This window comes from Streptomyces sp. NPDC005393 (assembly GCF_040606675.1).
Taxonomy (GTDB): Bacteria; Actinomycetota; Actinomycetes; order Streptomycetales; family Streptomycetaceae; genus Streptomyces.
Genome location: NZ_JBEXFG010000053.1, coordinates 28,025 through 42,561, shown reverse-complemented (window position 1 = coordinate 42,561; position 14,537 = coordinate 28,025). Strand labels below are relative to the sequence as shown.

General features: G+C 70.0%; 14 protein-coding genes, 1 tRNA gene and 2 pseudogenes. 11 read left to right on the top strand and 6 right to left on the bottom strand.

All coding sequences use genetic code 11. The features are described 5' to 3' along the window. The 5 genes and pseudogenes from ABZS71_RS30510 to ABZS71_RS30490 all read left to right on the top strand — a co-directional run. Positions 1–313, top strand: a pseudogene (locus ABZS71_RS30510) (hypothetical protein); the annotation flags it as partial. 322 nt (positions 314–635) lie between these two features. Beyond that, on the top strand, positions 636–2,255 hold the full coding sequence (locus ABZS71_RS30505; protein ID WP_356215212.1) for a M4 family metallopeptidase: 1,620 nt from the start codon (positions 636–638) through the stop codon (positions 2,253–2,255). Positions 2,256–2,435: 180 nt separating this feature from the next. Then, a complete protein-coding gene (locus ABZS71_RS30500) occupies positions 2,436–3,521 on the top strand; it encodes an S-(hydroxymethyl)mycothiol dehydrogenase (RefSeq protein WP_355842036.1) in 1,086 nt (361 codons plus the stop codon). Beyond that, positions 3,521–4,159 (top strand): MBL fold metallo-hydrolase, encoded by a 639-nt coding sequence (locus ABZS71_RS30495; protein WP_356215210.1) that lies wholly within the window; start codon positions 3,521–3,523, stop codon positions 4,157–4,159. The genes ABZS71_RS30500 and ABZS71_RS30495 overlap by 1 nt, the downstream gene beginning before the upstream one ends. Positions 4,160–4,617: 458 nt before the next feature. After that, on the top strand, positions 4,618–5,115 hold the full coding sequence (locus ABZS71_RS30490) for a hypothetical protein (RefSeq protein WP_356215208.1): 498 nt from the start codon (positions 4,618–4,620) through the stop codon (positions 5,113–5,115). A 71-nt stretch (positions 5,116–5,186) separates the two neighbouring features. Here the strand turns inward: ABZS71_RS30490 and ABZS71_RS30485 are convergent, their stop codons facing one another. The 4 genes from ABZS71_RS30485 to ABZS71_RS30470 all read right to left on the bottom strand — a co-directional run bounded on the left by ABZS71_RS30485 (position 5,187) and on the right by ABZS71_RS30470 (position 8,355). Then, a complete protein-coding gene (locus tag ABZS71_RS30485) occupies positions 5,187–5,930 on the bottom strand; it encodes an IclR family transcriptional regulator C-terminal domain-containing protein (RefSeq protein WP_355842027.1) in 744 nt (247 codons plus the stop codon). 12 nt (positions 5,931–5,942) lie between these two features. Then, on the bottom strand, positions 5,943–6,722 hold the full coding sequence (locus tag ABZS71_RS30480; RefSeq protein WP_356215206.1) for an alpha/beta fold hydrolase: 780 nt from the start codon (positions 6,720–6,722) through the stop codon (positions 5,943–5,945). A gap of 143 nt (positions 6,723–6,865) precedes the next feature. Continuing rightward, positions 6,866–7,693 carry a LuxR family transcriptional regulator gene (locus ABZS71_RS30475; RefSeq protein WP_356215204.1) on the bottom strand — a complete coding sequence of 276 codons (828 nt, stop codon included), beginning with the start codon at positions 7,691–7,693 and terminating at the stop codon, positions 6,866–6,868. Between the two features lie 485 nt (positions 7,694–8,178). Next, positions 8,179–8,355 (bottom strand): hypothetical protein, encoded by a 177-nt coding sequence (locus ABZS71_RS30470; RefSeq protein WP_356215202.1) that lies wholly within the window; start codon positions 8,353–8,355, stop codon positions 8,179–8,181. Positions 8,356–8,649: 294 nt separating this feature from the next. Here ABZS71_RS30470 and ABZS71_RS30465 point away from each other — a divergent pair, with 294 nt between their 5' ends. Further along, positions 8,650–9,915 carry a S8 family serine peptidase gene (locus ABZS71_RS30465; protein ID WP_356215200.1) on the top strand — a complete coding sequence of 422 codons (1,266 nt, stop codon included), beginning with the start codon at positions 8,650–8,652 and terminating at the stop codon, positions 9,913–9,915. Next, positions 9,912–10,397, top strand: a complete 486-nt coding sequence (locus ABZS71_RS30460; RefSeq protein WP_356215198.1) for a hypothetical protein — start codon at positions 9,912–9,914, stop codon at positions 10,395–10,397. The genes ABZS71_RS30465 and ABZS71_RS30460 overlap by 4 nt, the downstream gene beginning before the upstream one ends. A 201-nt stretch (positions 10,398–10,598) precedes the next feature. On the opposite strand, the gene ABZS71_RS30455 is transcribed toward ABZS71_RS30460, so the two are convergent. After that, complete coding sequence (locus ABZS71_RS30455; RefSeq protein ID WP_356215196.1) at positions 10,599–10,859, bottom strand: hypothetical protein; 261 nt, start codon at positions 10,857–10,859, stop codon at positions 10,599–10,601. A 122-nt stretch (positions 10,860–10,981) separates the two neighbouring features. Here ABZS71_RS30455 and ABZS71_RS30450 point away from each other — a divergent pair. Beyond that, a pseudogene (locus ABZS71_RS30450) lies at positions 10,982–11,123 on the top strand (NUDIX hydrolase); the annotation flags it as partial. Positions 11,124–11,370: 247 nt separating this feature from the next. Here the strand turns inward: ABZS71_RS30450 and ABZS71_RS30445 are convergent. Further along, positions 11,371–11,443, bottom strand: a tRNA-Thr gene (locus ABZS71_RS30445). Between the two features lie 176 nt (positions 11,444–11,619). Here ABZS71_RS30445 and ugpC point away from each other — a divergent pair. The 3 genes from ugpC to ABZS71_RS30430 all read left to right on the top strand — a co-directional run bounded on the left by ugpC (position 11,620) and on the right by ABZS71_RS30430 (position 14,416). Next, positions 11,620–12,756, top strand: coding sequence for a sn-glycerol-3-phosphate ABC transporter ATP-binding protein UgpC (ugpC, locus tag ABZS71_RS30440; protein WP_356215194.1), 1,137 nt, complete (start codon positions 11,620–11,622; stop codon positions 12,754–12,756). A 267-nt stretch (positions 12,757–13,023) separates the two neighbouring features. After that, positions 13,024–13,443, top strand: a complete 420-nt coding sequence (locus tag ABZS71_RS30435; protein WP_355841965.1) for a hypothetical protein — start codon at positions 13,024–13,026, stop codon at positions 13,441–13,443. Between the two features lie 169 nt (positions 13,444–13,612). Continuing rightward, a complete protein-coding gene (locus ABZS71_RS30430; protein WP_355841962.1) occupies positions 13,613–14,416 on the top strand; it encodes a nucleotidyltransferase family protein in 804 nt (267 codons plus the stop codon). Positions 14,417–14,537: the final 121 nt, after the last annotated feature.

Here is a 14,537-nt window from a genome sequence, read left to right as displayed (position 1 = left end):
GCCGCACCACCGCCCCACCGCGCCCACCGACCAGCCGCACCACCGCCCCACCGCGCCCACCGACCAGCCGCACCACCGCCCCACCGCGCCCACCGCGCCCACCGACCAGCCGCACCACCGACCAACCGCGCCCACCGACCAGCCGCACCACCGCCCCACCGCGCCCACCGGCCAGCCGCACCACCGCCCCGCCGCGCCCACCGGCCCACCGCACCCGCTTCTCGTCGGCTGTGGCGCGGCACACCGGTTCGTCATCCGCCCTGGTCGCCAGCTGGGCGGTCGTCCCGGAGTGTCCCGCGCCGCCGCCCGATGACCGGGATGGGATAAGGCGATAAGTCGGCATCGTCCGGGCGCCGTTCACCATCCACAGGTGACCGAATCCGCCCTGACTTGAACAACGGAATGTCAAATTCTTGTTACTCACCTGTCCGAATGGGTCGTTCGATGACAATCTCTGGTCGGCCCGCTGCGCGTCTCATCTGACTCCGCAGTAAGGGCCTTGGTTCCGTACGCGTACGGAACGACCTCATGGCACCTCACGCACCACTCCTGCTCTACCGGACGGCCCACCCACGGCTGTCCGCGGCACCCCTACACAGGGCCGCAACCCAGCGGTCCCCAGGCAAGGAGATCGAGTGAGACCTATCGCTTCCTCCCCCCGCAAGAAGACCGTCCGCGCGGCGGCGTTCATCGCCTCCGCCGCCATGGTCGTCGTCGGTGTGCAGACCGGCCAGGCCAGCGCCCAGCCGGAGCGCGCCCGTGAGGCGGGCGCCATGGCGCTTCCGCTGAGCGCCGCGCAGCGCACCACCGCGATCAAGGCAGCACAGACGGACGCCTCCGCGCAGGCAGAGTCCCTCGGGCTCGGGGCCAAGGAGAAGCTTCTCGTCCGCGACGTCATCAAGGACGCGAACGGGACCGTTCACACCCGCTATGAGCGCACCTACGCGGGGCTGCCCGTCCTCGGCGGCGACCTGGTCGTCCACGAGAAGGCGAGCGGCAAGCGCTCCGTCACCAAGTCCACCGGCGTCCGAATAGCCGTGGCGAGCACCACCGCCAAGGTGGCCGCCTCCGCCGCGTCCACGAGCGCGCTGAAGGCCGCGCTGAAGGCCGACAGTGGCCAGAAGGCCAAGTCGCCGCGGAAGGTGGTCTGGGTATCCACCGGCAAGCCAGTGCTGGCATGGGAGACCGTCGTCACCGGGACGCAGGCGGACGGCACGCCGAGCGAGCTGCACGTCGTCACCGACGCCACCACCGGTAAGAAGCTCAGCCAGTGGGAAGGCGTCGAGACCGGCACCGGCACCAGTCAGTACAGCGGCACGGTGCCCCTCGGCACTACCAAGAGCGGCTCGACCTACAGCCTCACCGACTCCACCCGCGGCAACCACAAGACGTACGACCTGAACCAGGGCAGCTCGGGCACCGGCACGCTGTTCACCGACGCCGACGACGTATGGGGCGGCGGCCGCCAGACCGCCGGCGTCGACGCGCACTACGGCGCCGCCGAGACCTGGGACTTCTACAAGAACGTGCTGGGCCGCAACGGCATCAAGAACAACGGCGTGGGCTCGTACTCCCGCGTCCACTACGGCAACAGCTACGTCAACGCCTTCTGGCAGGACTCCTGCTTCTGCATGACCTACGGTGACGGCTCGGGCAACGCCAACCCGCTGACCTCGCTCGACGTGGCCGGGCACGAGATGAGCCACGGTGTGACCGCGGCCACCGCCAAGCTGAACTACAGCGGTGAGTCCGGCGGCCTCAACGAGGCCACCTCCGACATCTTCGCGACCGCCGTGGAGTTCTACTCGGGCAACTCCGCGGACCCCGGTGACTACCTCATCGGCGAGAAGATCAACATCAATGGCGACGGCACCCCGCTGCGCTACCAGGACAAGCCCAGCAAGGACGGTGCCTCCAAGGACTACTGGTCCTCCTCGCTCGGCTCCATCGACGTCCACTACTCCTCCGGGCCCGCCAACCACTTCTTCTACCTGCTGTCCGAGGGCAGCGGCGCGAAGGTCATCAACGGCGTGAGCTACAACAGCCCGACCTATGACGGCTCCACCGTCACCGGCATCGGCCGGGACAAGGCCGTCAAGATCTGGTACAAGGCCCTGACCACGTACTTCACCTCCACCACCAAGTACGCGCAGGCCCGCACCGGCACGCTCAGCGCGGCGGCCGACCTCTACGGGTCGACCAGCGCCGAGTACAAGGCGGTGGCGGCCGCCTGGACCGCGATCAACGTGAAGTAAGCCCATCACTCGCGGTGACGGGCCGCACCGGGGGACCCCAGTGCGGCCCGTTCCGGACACCTCCGGCACAACCGCCGGCCGCACCCGCCCCCACCACCCAGCACTTCAACCGGTGCGGCCCGTTCCGGTTATCCCCCGTCGTACCTGTCGTGGCCGCTGATCCGCACTTACGCTGCTGTCATGACTCAACAGGTACGCGGCGTGGTGGCCCCCGGCAAGGGCGAGCAGGTCAGGATCGAGACGATCGTGGTGCCGGACCCCGGCCCCGGCGAGGCGGTGGTGCGCATCCAGGCGTGCGGCGTCTGCCACACCGATCTGCACTACCGGGAGGGCGGTATCAATGACGACTTCCCCTTCCTGCTCGGCCATGAGGCGGCGGGCATCGTGGAGTCCGTCGGCGACAATGTCACCGAGGTGGCCCCGGGCGACTTCGTGATCCTCAACTGGCGGGCGGTGTGCGGTCAGTGCCGGGCCTGCCGCCGCGGCCGCCCCTGGTACTGCTTCAACACCCACAACGCGGCCCAGCCCATGACCCTCACCGACGGCACCGCGCTGACGCCCGCGCTCGGCATCGGGGCGTTCGCCGAGAAGACGCTGGTGGCGGCGGGGCAGTGCACGAAGGTCGACCCGGGAGCCTCCCCGGCCGCGGCCGGGCTCCTCGGCTGCGGGGTGATGGCCGGCATCGGCGCCGCCATCAACACGGGCGCGGTCGAGCGCGGCGACTCGGTCGCCGTCATCGGCTGCGGCGGCGTCGGCTGCGCCGCGGTCACCGGGGCCCGGCTGGCCGGGGCCACGAAGATCATCGCGGTGGACCTGGACGACCGGAAGCTGGAGTGGGCCCGCTCACTGGGCGCCACCCACACCGTCAACGGCAAGAGCACCGATGTCGTCGAGGCCATCCGGGAGCTGACCGACGGCAACGGCGCCGATGTCGTCATCGAGGCGGTCGGCCGCCCCGAGACGTACAAGCAGGCGTTCTACGCCCGTGACCTGGCCGGAACCGTCGTTCTGGTCGGCGTCCCCACCCCCGAGATGAAGCTGGAGCTGCCGCTGATCGACGTCTTCGGGCGCGGCGGTGCCCTGAAGTCGTCCTGGTACGGCGACTGTCTGCCGTCCCGCGACTTCCCGATGCTGATCGATCTGTACCGGCAGGGGCGGCTGGACCTCGACGCGTTCGTCAGCGAGACGATCGGGCTCGATGACATCGAGGAGGCATTCGCCAAGATGCAGCGCGGTGAGGTACTCCGTTCGGTGGTGACGCTGTGATGACACCCCCGCCCGTACGCATCGACCACCTCGTCACCTCCGGCACCTTCTCCCTCGACGGCGGCACCTGGGAGGTGGACAACAACGTCTGGCTCGTCGGCGACGACAGCGAGGTGTACGTCATCGACGCCGCCCACGACGCGGACGCGATCGTCGAGGCCATCGGCGGCCGGCGGCTGCTCGGCATCATCTGCACCCACGGCCACGACGACCACATCGACGCGGCCCCGGCCGTCGCCGACCGCACCGGCGCGCCGATCCTGCTGCACCCGGACGACGAGGTGCTGTGGCGGATGTGCCACCCGGACCGCGCCCCGGACAAGCCGCTCGCGGACGGGGACGTGCTCACCGTCGCCGGCACCCAGCTGCGCGTGATGCACACCCCCGGCCACTCCCCCGGCGCGGTCTGCCTGCACGCCCCGGCGCTGACCACGGTCTTCTCCGGGGACACGCTCTTCCGGGGCGGCCCCGGCGCGACCGGGCGCTCGTACTCGTCCTTCCCGACGATCATCGAGTCCATCCGGGAACGGCTGCTGGCGCTGCCGCCGCAGACCGTCGTACGCACCGGGCACGGCGACACGACAACCATCGGGGACGAGGCCCCGCACCTGGACGAATGGATCGCTCGCGGGCACTGAGCGGGACGGTTCGGCTCCGTCCGTGGAGGGAGGGCGCCGGGTACTGCCCGGCGCCCTGCCCGGCGCACTGCCCGGGGCCCTCTGGCTCGGTGCTGCCCGGCGCCCACCCCCCGGCTGCCACATGACACCATCGACCACGTGATCGACCTGCGCTACTCCCTCTCCCACAGTGCTGCCCGGCGCCCACCCCCCGGCCGCCACGTGACACCATCGACCACGTGATCGACCTGGGCTACTCCCTCTCCCACAGTGCTGCCCGGCGCCCACCCTCCGGCCGCCACGCGACACCATCGACCACGTGATCGACCTGCGCTACTCCCTCTCCCACAGTGCTGCCCGGCGCCCACCCCCCGGCCGCCACGCGACACCATCGACCACGTGATCGACCTGCGCTACTCCCTCTCCCACAGTGCTGCCCGGCGCCCACCCCCCGGCCGCCACGTGACACCATCGACCACGTGATCGACCTGGGCTACTCCCTCTCCCGCCGCTTCCCGGATCCGCCGCAGATGGACTACCGGAGCGCGGACGTACCCACCCTGCGGCACGATCTGTTCTGCGGCGATGTCTATATCGCCGATACGAAGACGGACCGCGAGCTGTCCACAGCCTGGGGATGGGCGCCGGTGCTCGACTTCGCCTGGGCGCTGTGCGACATCGTGGAACGGCTCGACCGCGACCCGCGCGGCAGCCGCTCCGCGACGGCGGTCCACGCGGAGCTGGACTTCACCGAGTCGACGGACCGCATGCTCTTCGAGCGCCGCTTCGGCTGGGTGGACATCACCGCCGACTGGGTACCGCTCGAGGAAGCCCCCCTCACCTTCAACCACGCGGCGCTGCGGCGCGAGGCGCGCGACTTTCTGCACGATCTGATCGCCGACCTCACCGATCTGCACGAGGGCCTCGGCGACAACCCGGTGGTGTGGGACCTCCAGTCCCGCTTTCCCCGGGTATGAGCCGACCCGACGCCAGGCCCCGGCCCCCGACCGCACAGCACGGCCGCACAGCACGGCCGCGTCGGTGCCCGTCAGTGTCCTGACACCTCGCTGAGTCGGATGGCCGCGTCGATCGCGTCACATCCGTACTCCCGCCCGGGGTGGCGGGTCAGCCGGCTGACCGGCCCGGAGAGCGACACCGCGGCGATCACCCGGCCGCCGGGGCCGCGGACCGGGGCGGAGACGGTGGCCATGGCGGGCTCCCAGCCGCCGAGGCTCTGGGCCCAGCCGCGGCGGCGGACCCCGGAGAGCATCGAGGCGCTGAACCGGGCGCCGCGCAGCCCCTCGTACAGCAGATCGGGCTCGTCCCAGGCGAGCAGCACCTGGGCGACGGCGCCGGACTTCATGGGGAACGAGCTGCCGATGGGCACGGTGTCGGCGCCGCTGCCGCGCGCCTCGGCGGCGGCCACACAGACCCGCAGTTGGCCCCGGCGCCGGTAGAGCCGGGCGCTGGCGCCGGTACGGTCGCGCAGCTCGCCGAGGACGGTCTCGGCGGAGCGCAACAGCCGGTCGTGGCGGGCCTCGACGGCCATGTCCCCGAGGCGCGGGCCGAGCGCGAAGCGTCCCTCGCCGTCGCGGGCGACCAGCCGCAGCCGCTCCAGGGCGAGCGCGAGCCGGTGCACGGTGGGCCGCTTGAGGCCGGTGACGGAGACGAGGGTGGCCAGGGTGGCCGGACCCGCCTCCAACACGCTCAGCAGCAGCGACGCCTTGTCGAGTACGCCGACCCCGCTTTCCAGCCGGGGCGGGGTGGTGACGGTTACCGACGCGATGGACATGGCAGTCAGTCCTCAGCCGAGGTGTGCGGCCAGCGCGCGGAGGACGGCGTCCCGCTGCTGGACCAGGTAGAAGTGGTCGCCGGGCAGCACCGTGAGGCCGAAGCCGACCGGGGCCACCGCGGCCCAGGCCCGCATGTCGGCCTCGGTGATCCCGGGGTCGCGGTCCCCGACGTGGGCGACGACGGGGCAGCTCACGGGGACCGGCGGCCGGGGTCCGTACGTCCCCACGGCCTTGAAGTCGGCGCGGATCGCGGGCAGCAGGAGCTCCCGCAGCTCCACGTCGTCCAGCACCGCGGTGTCGGAGCCGCCCAGCCGCCGGACCTCGTCCAGCAGCGCCTGATCGCCGTGCAGATAGGTGTCCTTGGGGGTGACGGCATGGGACGGCTTGCGGCTCGACACGAAGAGCGCCTCCAGCCGGATGCGGTGGCGGCTCTCCAGCCGCAGCGCCACCTCGTAGCCGACCGAGGCGCCCATGCTGTGGCCGAAGAGGGTCAGCGGGACGTCCGCGAAGGGCAGCAGCGCGGCGGTGACCTCATCGGCGAGGGCGTCGAGGTGGTCTATGGCCGGCTCCGCCAGCCGCTCCTGGCGGCCGGGGTAGCGGGCGACCAGCACCTCGACGCCCTCGGTGTGGATGCCCTCGCCTTCGGCGTCCGCCCTTTCGGTGAGCGCCGTTCCCCAGCCGTGGAAGAAGCTCGCGGAGCCTCCCGCGTGGGGCAGGCAGACCAGCCGCCTGCGTGATGTCCCCCCGGTTCCGTACCTGCGGAACCACTTGCTGTCGATGCCGACGGTCATCGTCTGCGTGCCTCCCCGTGAGCGGAATCCGTGATTCACCGTACGGATCGGAGAGCCCGAATTCCCCTCGTCATTTCTAGCCATGACGTCGGCTTCCGGCAACGGGCCTTCATGAAGCTGCCATCGGCCACCGGATAAAGCGGCTATTCCTCAGCGGCGGCCGGCGGGGATTGCGTGAGCAAGAGCCCCAGTTCAGCGGCGCGTACGCCGGCCTGGAAACGTGAGGTGGCGCCTAACGAGGCCATAATCTCGGCCACATATCGCCGATAGGTGCGCACCGACATGGACAGTTCACGCGCGGCGACATCGTCGGTGACCCCGGCGCGCAGCCGCTCCAGAATCCGCTGGGTGATCTCGGTACGGTTCTTGTCGCCGAAGTCGACGCGGTCGGCCGCCGCGGCGCTCCGCCAAACCCCGTCGAAGAGCGCGAGCAGCGGCCGGATCACCCCGCCGGAACGGATCAACGAGGGGCGGCGGCCGACCGCCGAGTCCGCGCAGACCAGGGCGTGTTCACGGTCGGCGATGACGGCGGCGAGCGCCGGGATCCGGGCGATCCGGGTCTCGACCCGGACCTCGGCCGCGTCCGTCCTGACGAACCGCCAGTCGAGCGTGGCCGGGGTGCACAGCAGCCGCACCGCGAGCCGCTCGCTGCCGGCTGCGGACAGCCGCTCGGCGAGCGCCTGGTGGACGGCCCGGGAGTAGCCGGGCCCGGCCGCGAGCACCACGTCAACGCGGGTAGTGGCATCGGCGACCAGTCGAGCCGCGATGGCCGCGGTGGTGTCCTGCGCGTCGATGACGGCGACCCGTGCGTCCCGGTGCGGCCGGTCGCGGCGGCGCACCGCGGTGGGTGCCAGGAGGGCGCTCACGTCCGCGAGTTCCTGATCGAATTCCTCGCCGATGCCGGCCGGCGGCCCCAGGTCGATATCGCGCCCTCTGGCGCCACAAGCCGACTCGGGAACGACAGATGACACACCACTCACCCCCGTGTGAGTTCATTCGGCGGACATGATCCGCCGAACTGTTTCTTCCGTTCGGAGTCCCCCGCGTGCGCCACCCAGTATTGGTTGACCCTTAAAATGAAAGCGCTTCATCACGCAAGTCCGGGCCGAGGCTAGTCCGAGCGGCACACGACAGTCAACGCACCCCTAAAAAGGCAAGGGTCGGCAAAGTCGCCCTCTTGTCCGGAACCCGCACTCTCCCGCCCGGCAACGGGTCCGCATTGTCGGCAACGTGTCCCGCCAGACCGGACACCCTCCCTCCATTCCGCGCAGGGTGCGTGCGTTCTCGGATCGCGGGATGAGGGCGCTGTTCACGGCTGGGTGTTGACGGTACCGACGCAGGAGGGCACGGCCCTCGTTGATCACATGGAGTGACTGCGTTCGTCTGGAGTGCTCAAAGTGGGCCGCGAAGCGGCCGCGCCTCCCCTGCACTTCACGCCCGGCCCGCCGGGCCCGGATCACCAGACGGCGCGGCCGCTTCCCACGATCGGCTCGCAGCCCGCCCCGGTGAACGTCCGCAGCGCCTCGATCAGATGGTGCCACCGGCCGACCGGCATCGCGCCCACGATCCGCGCGAGCTCACCCCTCCGCCGCTCAGTGACCTCCCCCACCGTCCGCCGCCCGGTCTCCGTCACCGAGATCACCCGCTGGTACAGCGGTCCGCTGGTACGGCGGTCCGCTGGTACGGCGGTCCGCTGGTACGGCGGTCCGCTGGTACGGCGGTCCGCTGGTACGGCGGTCCGCCGCCGAGGCGACCCGGACCACCATCTCCGCCGCCACCGGCCGCCATCCCGTGCAGCCGTCGACCGCGATGCGCCGGGTCAGACTGAGCCGCCGGCTGCGGCGTAGCCGCTGATCACTGAGCACCACAGAGGCTTAACCTCTGAGCAACCTTCCCCCCACCAGGAGGAACCGTGAGAAGAAGGGCCGTGACTGCCGGTTTGACCCTTGCGGCGGCAGGCATCAGCGTGACGCCCGGCATCGGGGCCACGATGCCGGGCGAGAAGGCCCCGTCCCGTGACGACTACGTCGTGGTGATCAAGGGCGAAGCGACCCGCCCCACCCAGGTCGCACACGGCCTGGGCGGGCTCAAGCTCGGACACGTGTACCACTCGGCGCTGAACGGCTTCTCGGCCGAACTGACCCCCGAAGCGGTGGACACCCTCCGCGCCGACCCCGCCGTGGCCTACGTCGAGCGCGACGTCACCGGACACGCCGACGGACAGCGGCTCCCCACCGGCGTCCGGCGGATCAAGGCCACGGCCAACGCCAAGCTGAAGGCCGGCGACGGCGTCGACCAGCGGGTCGACGTGGACGTCGCCATCCTGGACACCGGCATCGACCGGAACCACCCGGACCTCAACGTCATCCACCGGGTGAACTGCAGTGGCGTCCTCAGGTGTGTGGACAACGCCGGAGCGGACGGGAACGGCCACGGCAGCAACGTCGCCGGCATCGTCGGCGAACTGGACAACAAGATCGGCTACACCGGTGTCGCCCCCGGCGCCCGGCTGTGGGCGGTCAAAACCCTCAACGACGAGGGCAAGGGCACCAGCTCCGAGCTGATCGCGGGCCTCGACTGGGTCACCGCCCACGCCAACACCATCGAAGTCGCCAACATAAGCGCCGGCTACGACGACACCTCGCACGCCATCAAGGACGCCATCGACCGCGCCATCTCCAAGGGCGTCGTGGTCGTGGTCTCGGCCGGCAACGACAAGCGCGACGTCAAGAACCAGACCCCCGCCAACGTCCCCGGCGCCATCACCGTCTCCGCCCTCAGCGACGCGGACGGCAAGCCCGGCGGCAGGGGCACGTACGACTGGTGCAACAAGAAGGACAAGAACACCGACGACACCCTGTGGACCAACTACCTCCAGGGCGGCGGCAGCAACTTCGGCCGCGGCGTCGACATCGCCGCCCCCGGCGACTGCATCCAGGCCACCGGGAAGAACGGCGGGTACTCCAACTACAGCGGCACCTCCCAGGCCGCCCCTCACGTAGCCGGAGCCGCCGCCTGGCTGGCCGCCGCCCACAACCCGAAGAACCGCGCCGACGTCCTCGCCATCCGCAACCGGCTGGTCAAGGCCGGAAACCGCGCCTGGACCGACACCTCCAAGGACGGCGTCAAGGAACCGCTGCTCGACCTCCACAACCCCAAGGTCTTCACCGGCACCGGCCTCAGGAAGAAGTGACGCCTGATATCGACGTCATCAAGGTGCTCCTGCTGCTGAACAGCCGTACCTGGCCGGGAGCGCGCCCGAACGTGGTGGCGGCCGTACAGAGCTCCGCGAACCTGGCGGCCGCCCGGCTGGCCGCGGGCGAGACCGCGCTGGTCATCGACGCCGACGACATCGCCGTAGGGCTGATCGTGCAGTCCCACCGCCAGTCCGGTCTGTCCACCGTCTTCAACGAACTGCTCAGCTTCATCGGCAACGAGATCTACCCCTGGACCGAGCCCGCGCCGGCCGGTTCCACCTACTCCTACTCCACGTCCGTGTCCTGTGTCCCGGGCGCACCGGTCGCATGGACCGCGACGGCCGTGCCCACCGGGTCCGTGCCCTTCCAGCGGGGTGACGTCGAGGTCGAGGCACGGGCGACGGCGACGGACCCGGGGCCTCGGCTGCCGGAGAACGGAGGGCCTGATCTCAGCAGGCCCTGCGTGAGCCGTTATTGACGTACCGCCATGCGAATCGCCCCCGAGGTCTACCCGCATAGGCGGTCCCGGTCCCGGGCCAGGATGAGCACGCCCCCGTCGGGTGGGCAGGCGTTCGCCGATCGTGGTCTTGCCGAGGTGGACATGGGCGATCCCCGGTCGGCCCCGGGATGGCTGCCACGACCGACCGGCCTCGATCTACCGAATCAGCACATACATGCTCTAGTCGTTGATGATAACGACCGTACTGTTAGGGCTGTTCTCCAAGTGCGCGACCGGGCATGACGACTCTTGCTCGGAGTTCTCGGTCTTGATCTGGGTGCCACAGAAGGGCGAGTCTTCCCAGTCGAGCTGGTTGAAGTTGCTGATCACAGGGATGTCGTCCCCGTTGTCACCGGGCGTAGCACTGGCCCCGGCAGCGCCGGCGAAGAGGATTCCGCAGGTGGCCACGGCCACCACCGCGATCTTCTTGACGTTCTTCATGCGTCCTCCTTCGTTGTTCCGCCCTCAGGTAGGGCAGGCACCGTAGTGAACGGTGCACAAAGGGGATCGACGCATAACGTCATCCAGCGTCTAACCACTCAGATAGTCGCATAATCTTCCCTCAGCCGAACGAATCGGACTGGATCGAGTGGATCCCGCTCTCGGAGATCCGCGATGATCGACCGCCGCGAGATCGTCAGCAGCGGCAGCCTGGTCGGCCTGCTGTACCTGCTCCTCGACGAATTGACCCACGGGTTGCTGTAGATCTGCCGTTCGCCACGGACGGTCCACCGCATGAGCCCAACTCCCCTTCGCCGGCGCGAGTCCCAGCATGTCACTCAGCGAATACCGAGCGGCAGGGCCGCACTGTCCGGAGGGCTGCTCGGTCACCGATATGTCTCCCGGACCGCCGTCCGGCCGCAAACGCCGGACTACCCCCTCGATGTCAGCCGTGGATGTCAAACGCCCCGGACGATCTTTCGTCCAGGGCGTTTCCCATGGTCAGGGCCAGAGCCGACTGTCGGGTTCGAACCGACGACCTTCGCTTTACAAGAGCGGTGCTCTACCAGCTGAGCTAAGTCGGCGTCCCCAGCAGTGTACCCATGTCGGGGGCGTGATCCGTTCGAAATTGTCGGGTGCCGGCTAGAGACACGGCGCCCCTTGCCGGTATAGCGTCACGCCAATCCACTCGGAGTGGACTAGACCCCACCTTTACTCGGATCGTCCGGCACGTTCCTGCCGGTGAAGGGATCAGATCACCATGGCCACGGTCACGTATGACAAGGCGACCCGGGTGTACCCGGGCACCGAGAAGCCCGCTGTCGATCAGCTCGACATCGCCATCGAGGATGGCGAATTCCTCGTTCTCGTCGGCCCCTCCGGCTGCGGGAAGTCCACGTCGCTGCGGATGCTCGCGGGGCTGGAGGACGTCGACGGCGGGACGATCCGGATCGGGGATCGGGATGTCACGCACCTGCCGCCGAAAGACCGGGACATCGCCATGGTGTTCCAGAACTACGCGCTGTACCCGCACATGACCGTCGCCCAGAACATGGGCTTCGCGCTCAAGATCGCCGGGGTGAACAAGACGGAGATCCGGCAGAAGGTCGAGGACGCGGCGAAGATCCTGGACCTCACCGAGTACCTGGAGCGCAAGCCGAAGGCGCTGTCCGGTGGTCAGCGGCAGCGGGTGGCGATGGGGCGGGCGATCGTGCGGGAGCCGCAGGTGTTCCTCATGGACGAGCCGCTGTCCAACCTGGACGCGAAGCTGCGGGTGCAGACCCGTACGCAGATCGCGAGCCTCCAGCGGCGGCTGGGGATTACGACGGTGTACGTCACGCACGACCAGGTCGAGGCCATGACCATGGGCGACCGGGTGGCCGTGCTGAAGGACGGGCTGCTGCAGCAGATCGACTCGCCGCGCAATATGTACGACCGGCCGAACAACCTCTTCGTCGCGGGCTTCATCGGCTCGCCGGCGATGAACCTGGTCGAGGTGCCGATCACCGACGGCGGTGTGAAGTTCGGCAACAGCGTGGTCCCGGTCTCGCGTGAGGCACTGAGCGCCGCGGCGGACAGGGGCGACCGTACGGTCACCGTGGGTGTCCGGCCCGAGCACTTCGAGGTGGTCGAGGAGAACGGCGCCGCCGCCAAGTCGCTGACCAAGGCGTCCGACGACGCCCCGGCCGGACTCGCCGTCACCGTCAACGTCGTCGAGGAGCTCGGCGCCGACGGCTACGTCTACGGCACCGCCGAGGTCGGCGACGAGGTCAAGGACCTGGTCGTACGCGTCAACGGGCGTCAGGTGCCGGAGAAGGGCTCGCAGCTGCACGTGGTGCCGCGGCCGGGTGAGACGCATGTCTTCTCGACCTCCACCGGGGAGCGGCTCAGCGACTGAGCGGGCCTCTGAGTTCGCGACGGCGCCGTTCGTCCGCTTCGTGCGGACGGGCGGCGTTGTTCGCGTTGTTGCGTTGTCGATAAATTCCCCGGCATTTCGGTCATTTCGACCCCGTACGTCAACACGGCGACCGCCGAGAATGACTTTCCATCACCCGGCCTGGTGACTGAATGTCGCCAAATCGTCGCTCCTCGCTACGATCACCGCGTACCGCAGTCCCGTACGCAGTCCTGTACCGATCCGTACCGACCCGCGAGGAACGCCCCCGTGAACACCGCAGCCCGCCGCATCGGCAGAACTCTCGCCTTCGTCCTCCCTGTCGTCCTCGTCCTCTCCGGGACCCTCGCGGTCACCCGCGTCCCATGGGCCTCTCCGAGCGCCGAGTCGCAGGTCCTGACCGCCTCCTCCGACCGGGCGTCCACCCATATCAGCCACCGCGCCCCGCATGAGCTGCTGCGCGACCGGCTGCTCGCCGAGCTCCAGGAGAAGGACCCCGCCGTCGCGCTCACCCACCTCCAGGTGGCGACGGACGAACGGCCCTCGCTCGCCAAGCACTGCGCGTCCATCGCCCGTGCGCTCGGCCGCGCCGCGGTGGCCAAGTACGGCGGTGCGAGCCGGGCCCAGGCGTACGCCCGGCCCGTCTGCGACACGTCGTTCGCGTCCGGTATCACCCAGGCGTACCGCTGACCGCGTCCCGGGTCCCGCTCCGGGTCCGGGTCGGGGTCCGGGTCCGGGTCCCGCTCCGGGTCCGGGTCCGAGTCGGGATCGGGGTCCAAGTCCGGCTCCGGCTCGCGCTCCGGCCGCGATGTCCCGCGGCAGTCCTGCGGCGGTCCCGGCACCGCATATGGTGCGGTTCATGACCGATGACGACGACCGCAGGGCCGGGCACCACCACCCACAGAACGCGCGCCCCACACAAGCTGTCGTCCTGGCCGGCGGCCAGGGCTCGCGGCTGCGTCCGTACACCGACGACCGCCCCAAGCCGATGGTCGAGATCCCGGGCACCGGGACCCCGATCATCGGCCATCAGCTGGCCTGGCTGGCCGCCGAGGGCGTCACCGACGCCGTGGTCTCCTGCGGCCACCTCGCCGCCGTTCTCCAGGACTGGCTGGAGTCGGCGGAGCTGCCGCTGCGAGTGACGACGGTCGTCGAGAAGGAACCGCTGGGCCGCGGCGGCGGCCTGAAGTTCGCCGCCGCCTCGCTCCCCCACCCCGACCGGCCCTGGTACGCCACCAACGGCGACATCTGGACCCGCTTCTCGCTCCGCGACATGGCGGACTTCCACCGCGAGCGCGACGCGGTCGCGACCCTCGCGCTCGCGCGCCCGCGCATTCCGTGGGGCGCGGTGGAGACCGACGAGTTCGGGCATGTCCTCGACTTCATCGAGGCTCCGCCGTCGCCGTATCTCATCAACGCGGGCGTGTACGTCTTCTCCGACACCTTCACGTCTCTGCTGCCGAACCGTGGCGACCACGAGCGCACCACGTTCCCCCGCCTCGCGCGCGAGCGCCGGCTGGCGGGCTTTCCGCTTCCCCACGGGGCGTACTGGCGGGCCATCGACACCGCCAAGGACCTGACCGAGGCCGCCAAGGAACTCGCCGCGGGCCCCGCCCCGCACGGCCACGGGCCCCTTGACGCGACGCCGGTGCCGCACGGCTGAGCGGCTGTTCGGGCCGTCCGTCCCTACGGGGCTTCGCGCCCGGAGGCGTCTGTGGTGACTGTGGCGTACCCGCGCGGGTGCCCGCCCGCGGCGGTCCACGCCCGTATCAGCAGCCCGTCCC

Bases quoted from the DNA above. Each gene is read 5' to 3' on its own strand.
- ugpC (WP_356215194.1), top strand. From the start codon at position 11,620: ATGGCCACGGTCACGTATGACAAGGCGACCCGGGTGTACCCGGGCACC.
- ABZS71_RS30500 (WP_355842036.1), top strand. From the start codon at position 2,436: ATGACTCAACAGGTACGCGGCGTGGTGGCCCCCGGCAAGGGCGAGCAG.
- ABZS71_RS30455 (WP_356215196.1), bottom strand. From the start codon at position 10,859: ATGAAGAACGTCAAGAAGATCGCGGTGGTGGCCGTGGCCACCTGCGGA.
- ABZS71_RS30430 (WP_355841962.1), top strand. From the start codon at position 13,613: ATGACCGATGACGACGACCGCAGGGCCGGGCACCACCACCCACAGAAC.
- ABZS71_RS30485 (WP_355842027.1), bottom strand. From the start codon at position 5,930: ATGTCCATCGCGTCGGTAACCGTCACCACCCCGCCCCGGCTGGAAAGC.
- ABZS71_RS30480 (WP_356215206.1), bottom strand. From the start codon at position 6,722: ATGACCGTCGGCATCGACAGCAAGTGGTTCCGCAGGTACGGAACCGGG.
- ABZS71_RS30495 (WP_356215210.1), top strand. From the start codon at position 3,521: ATGACACCCCCGCCCGTACGCATCGACCACCTCGTCACCTCCGGCACC.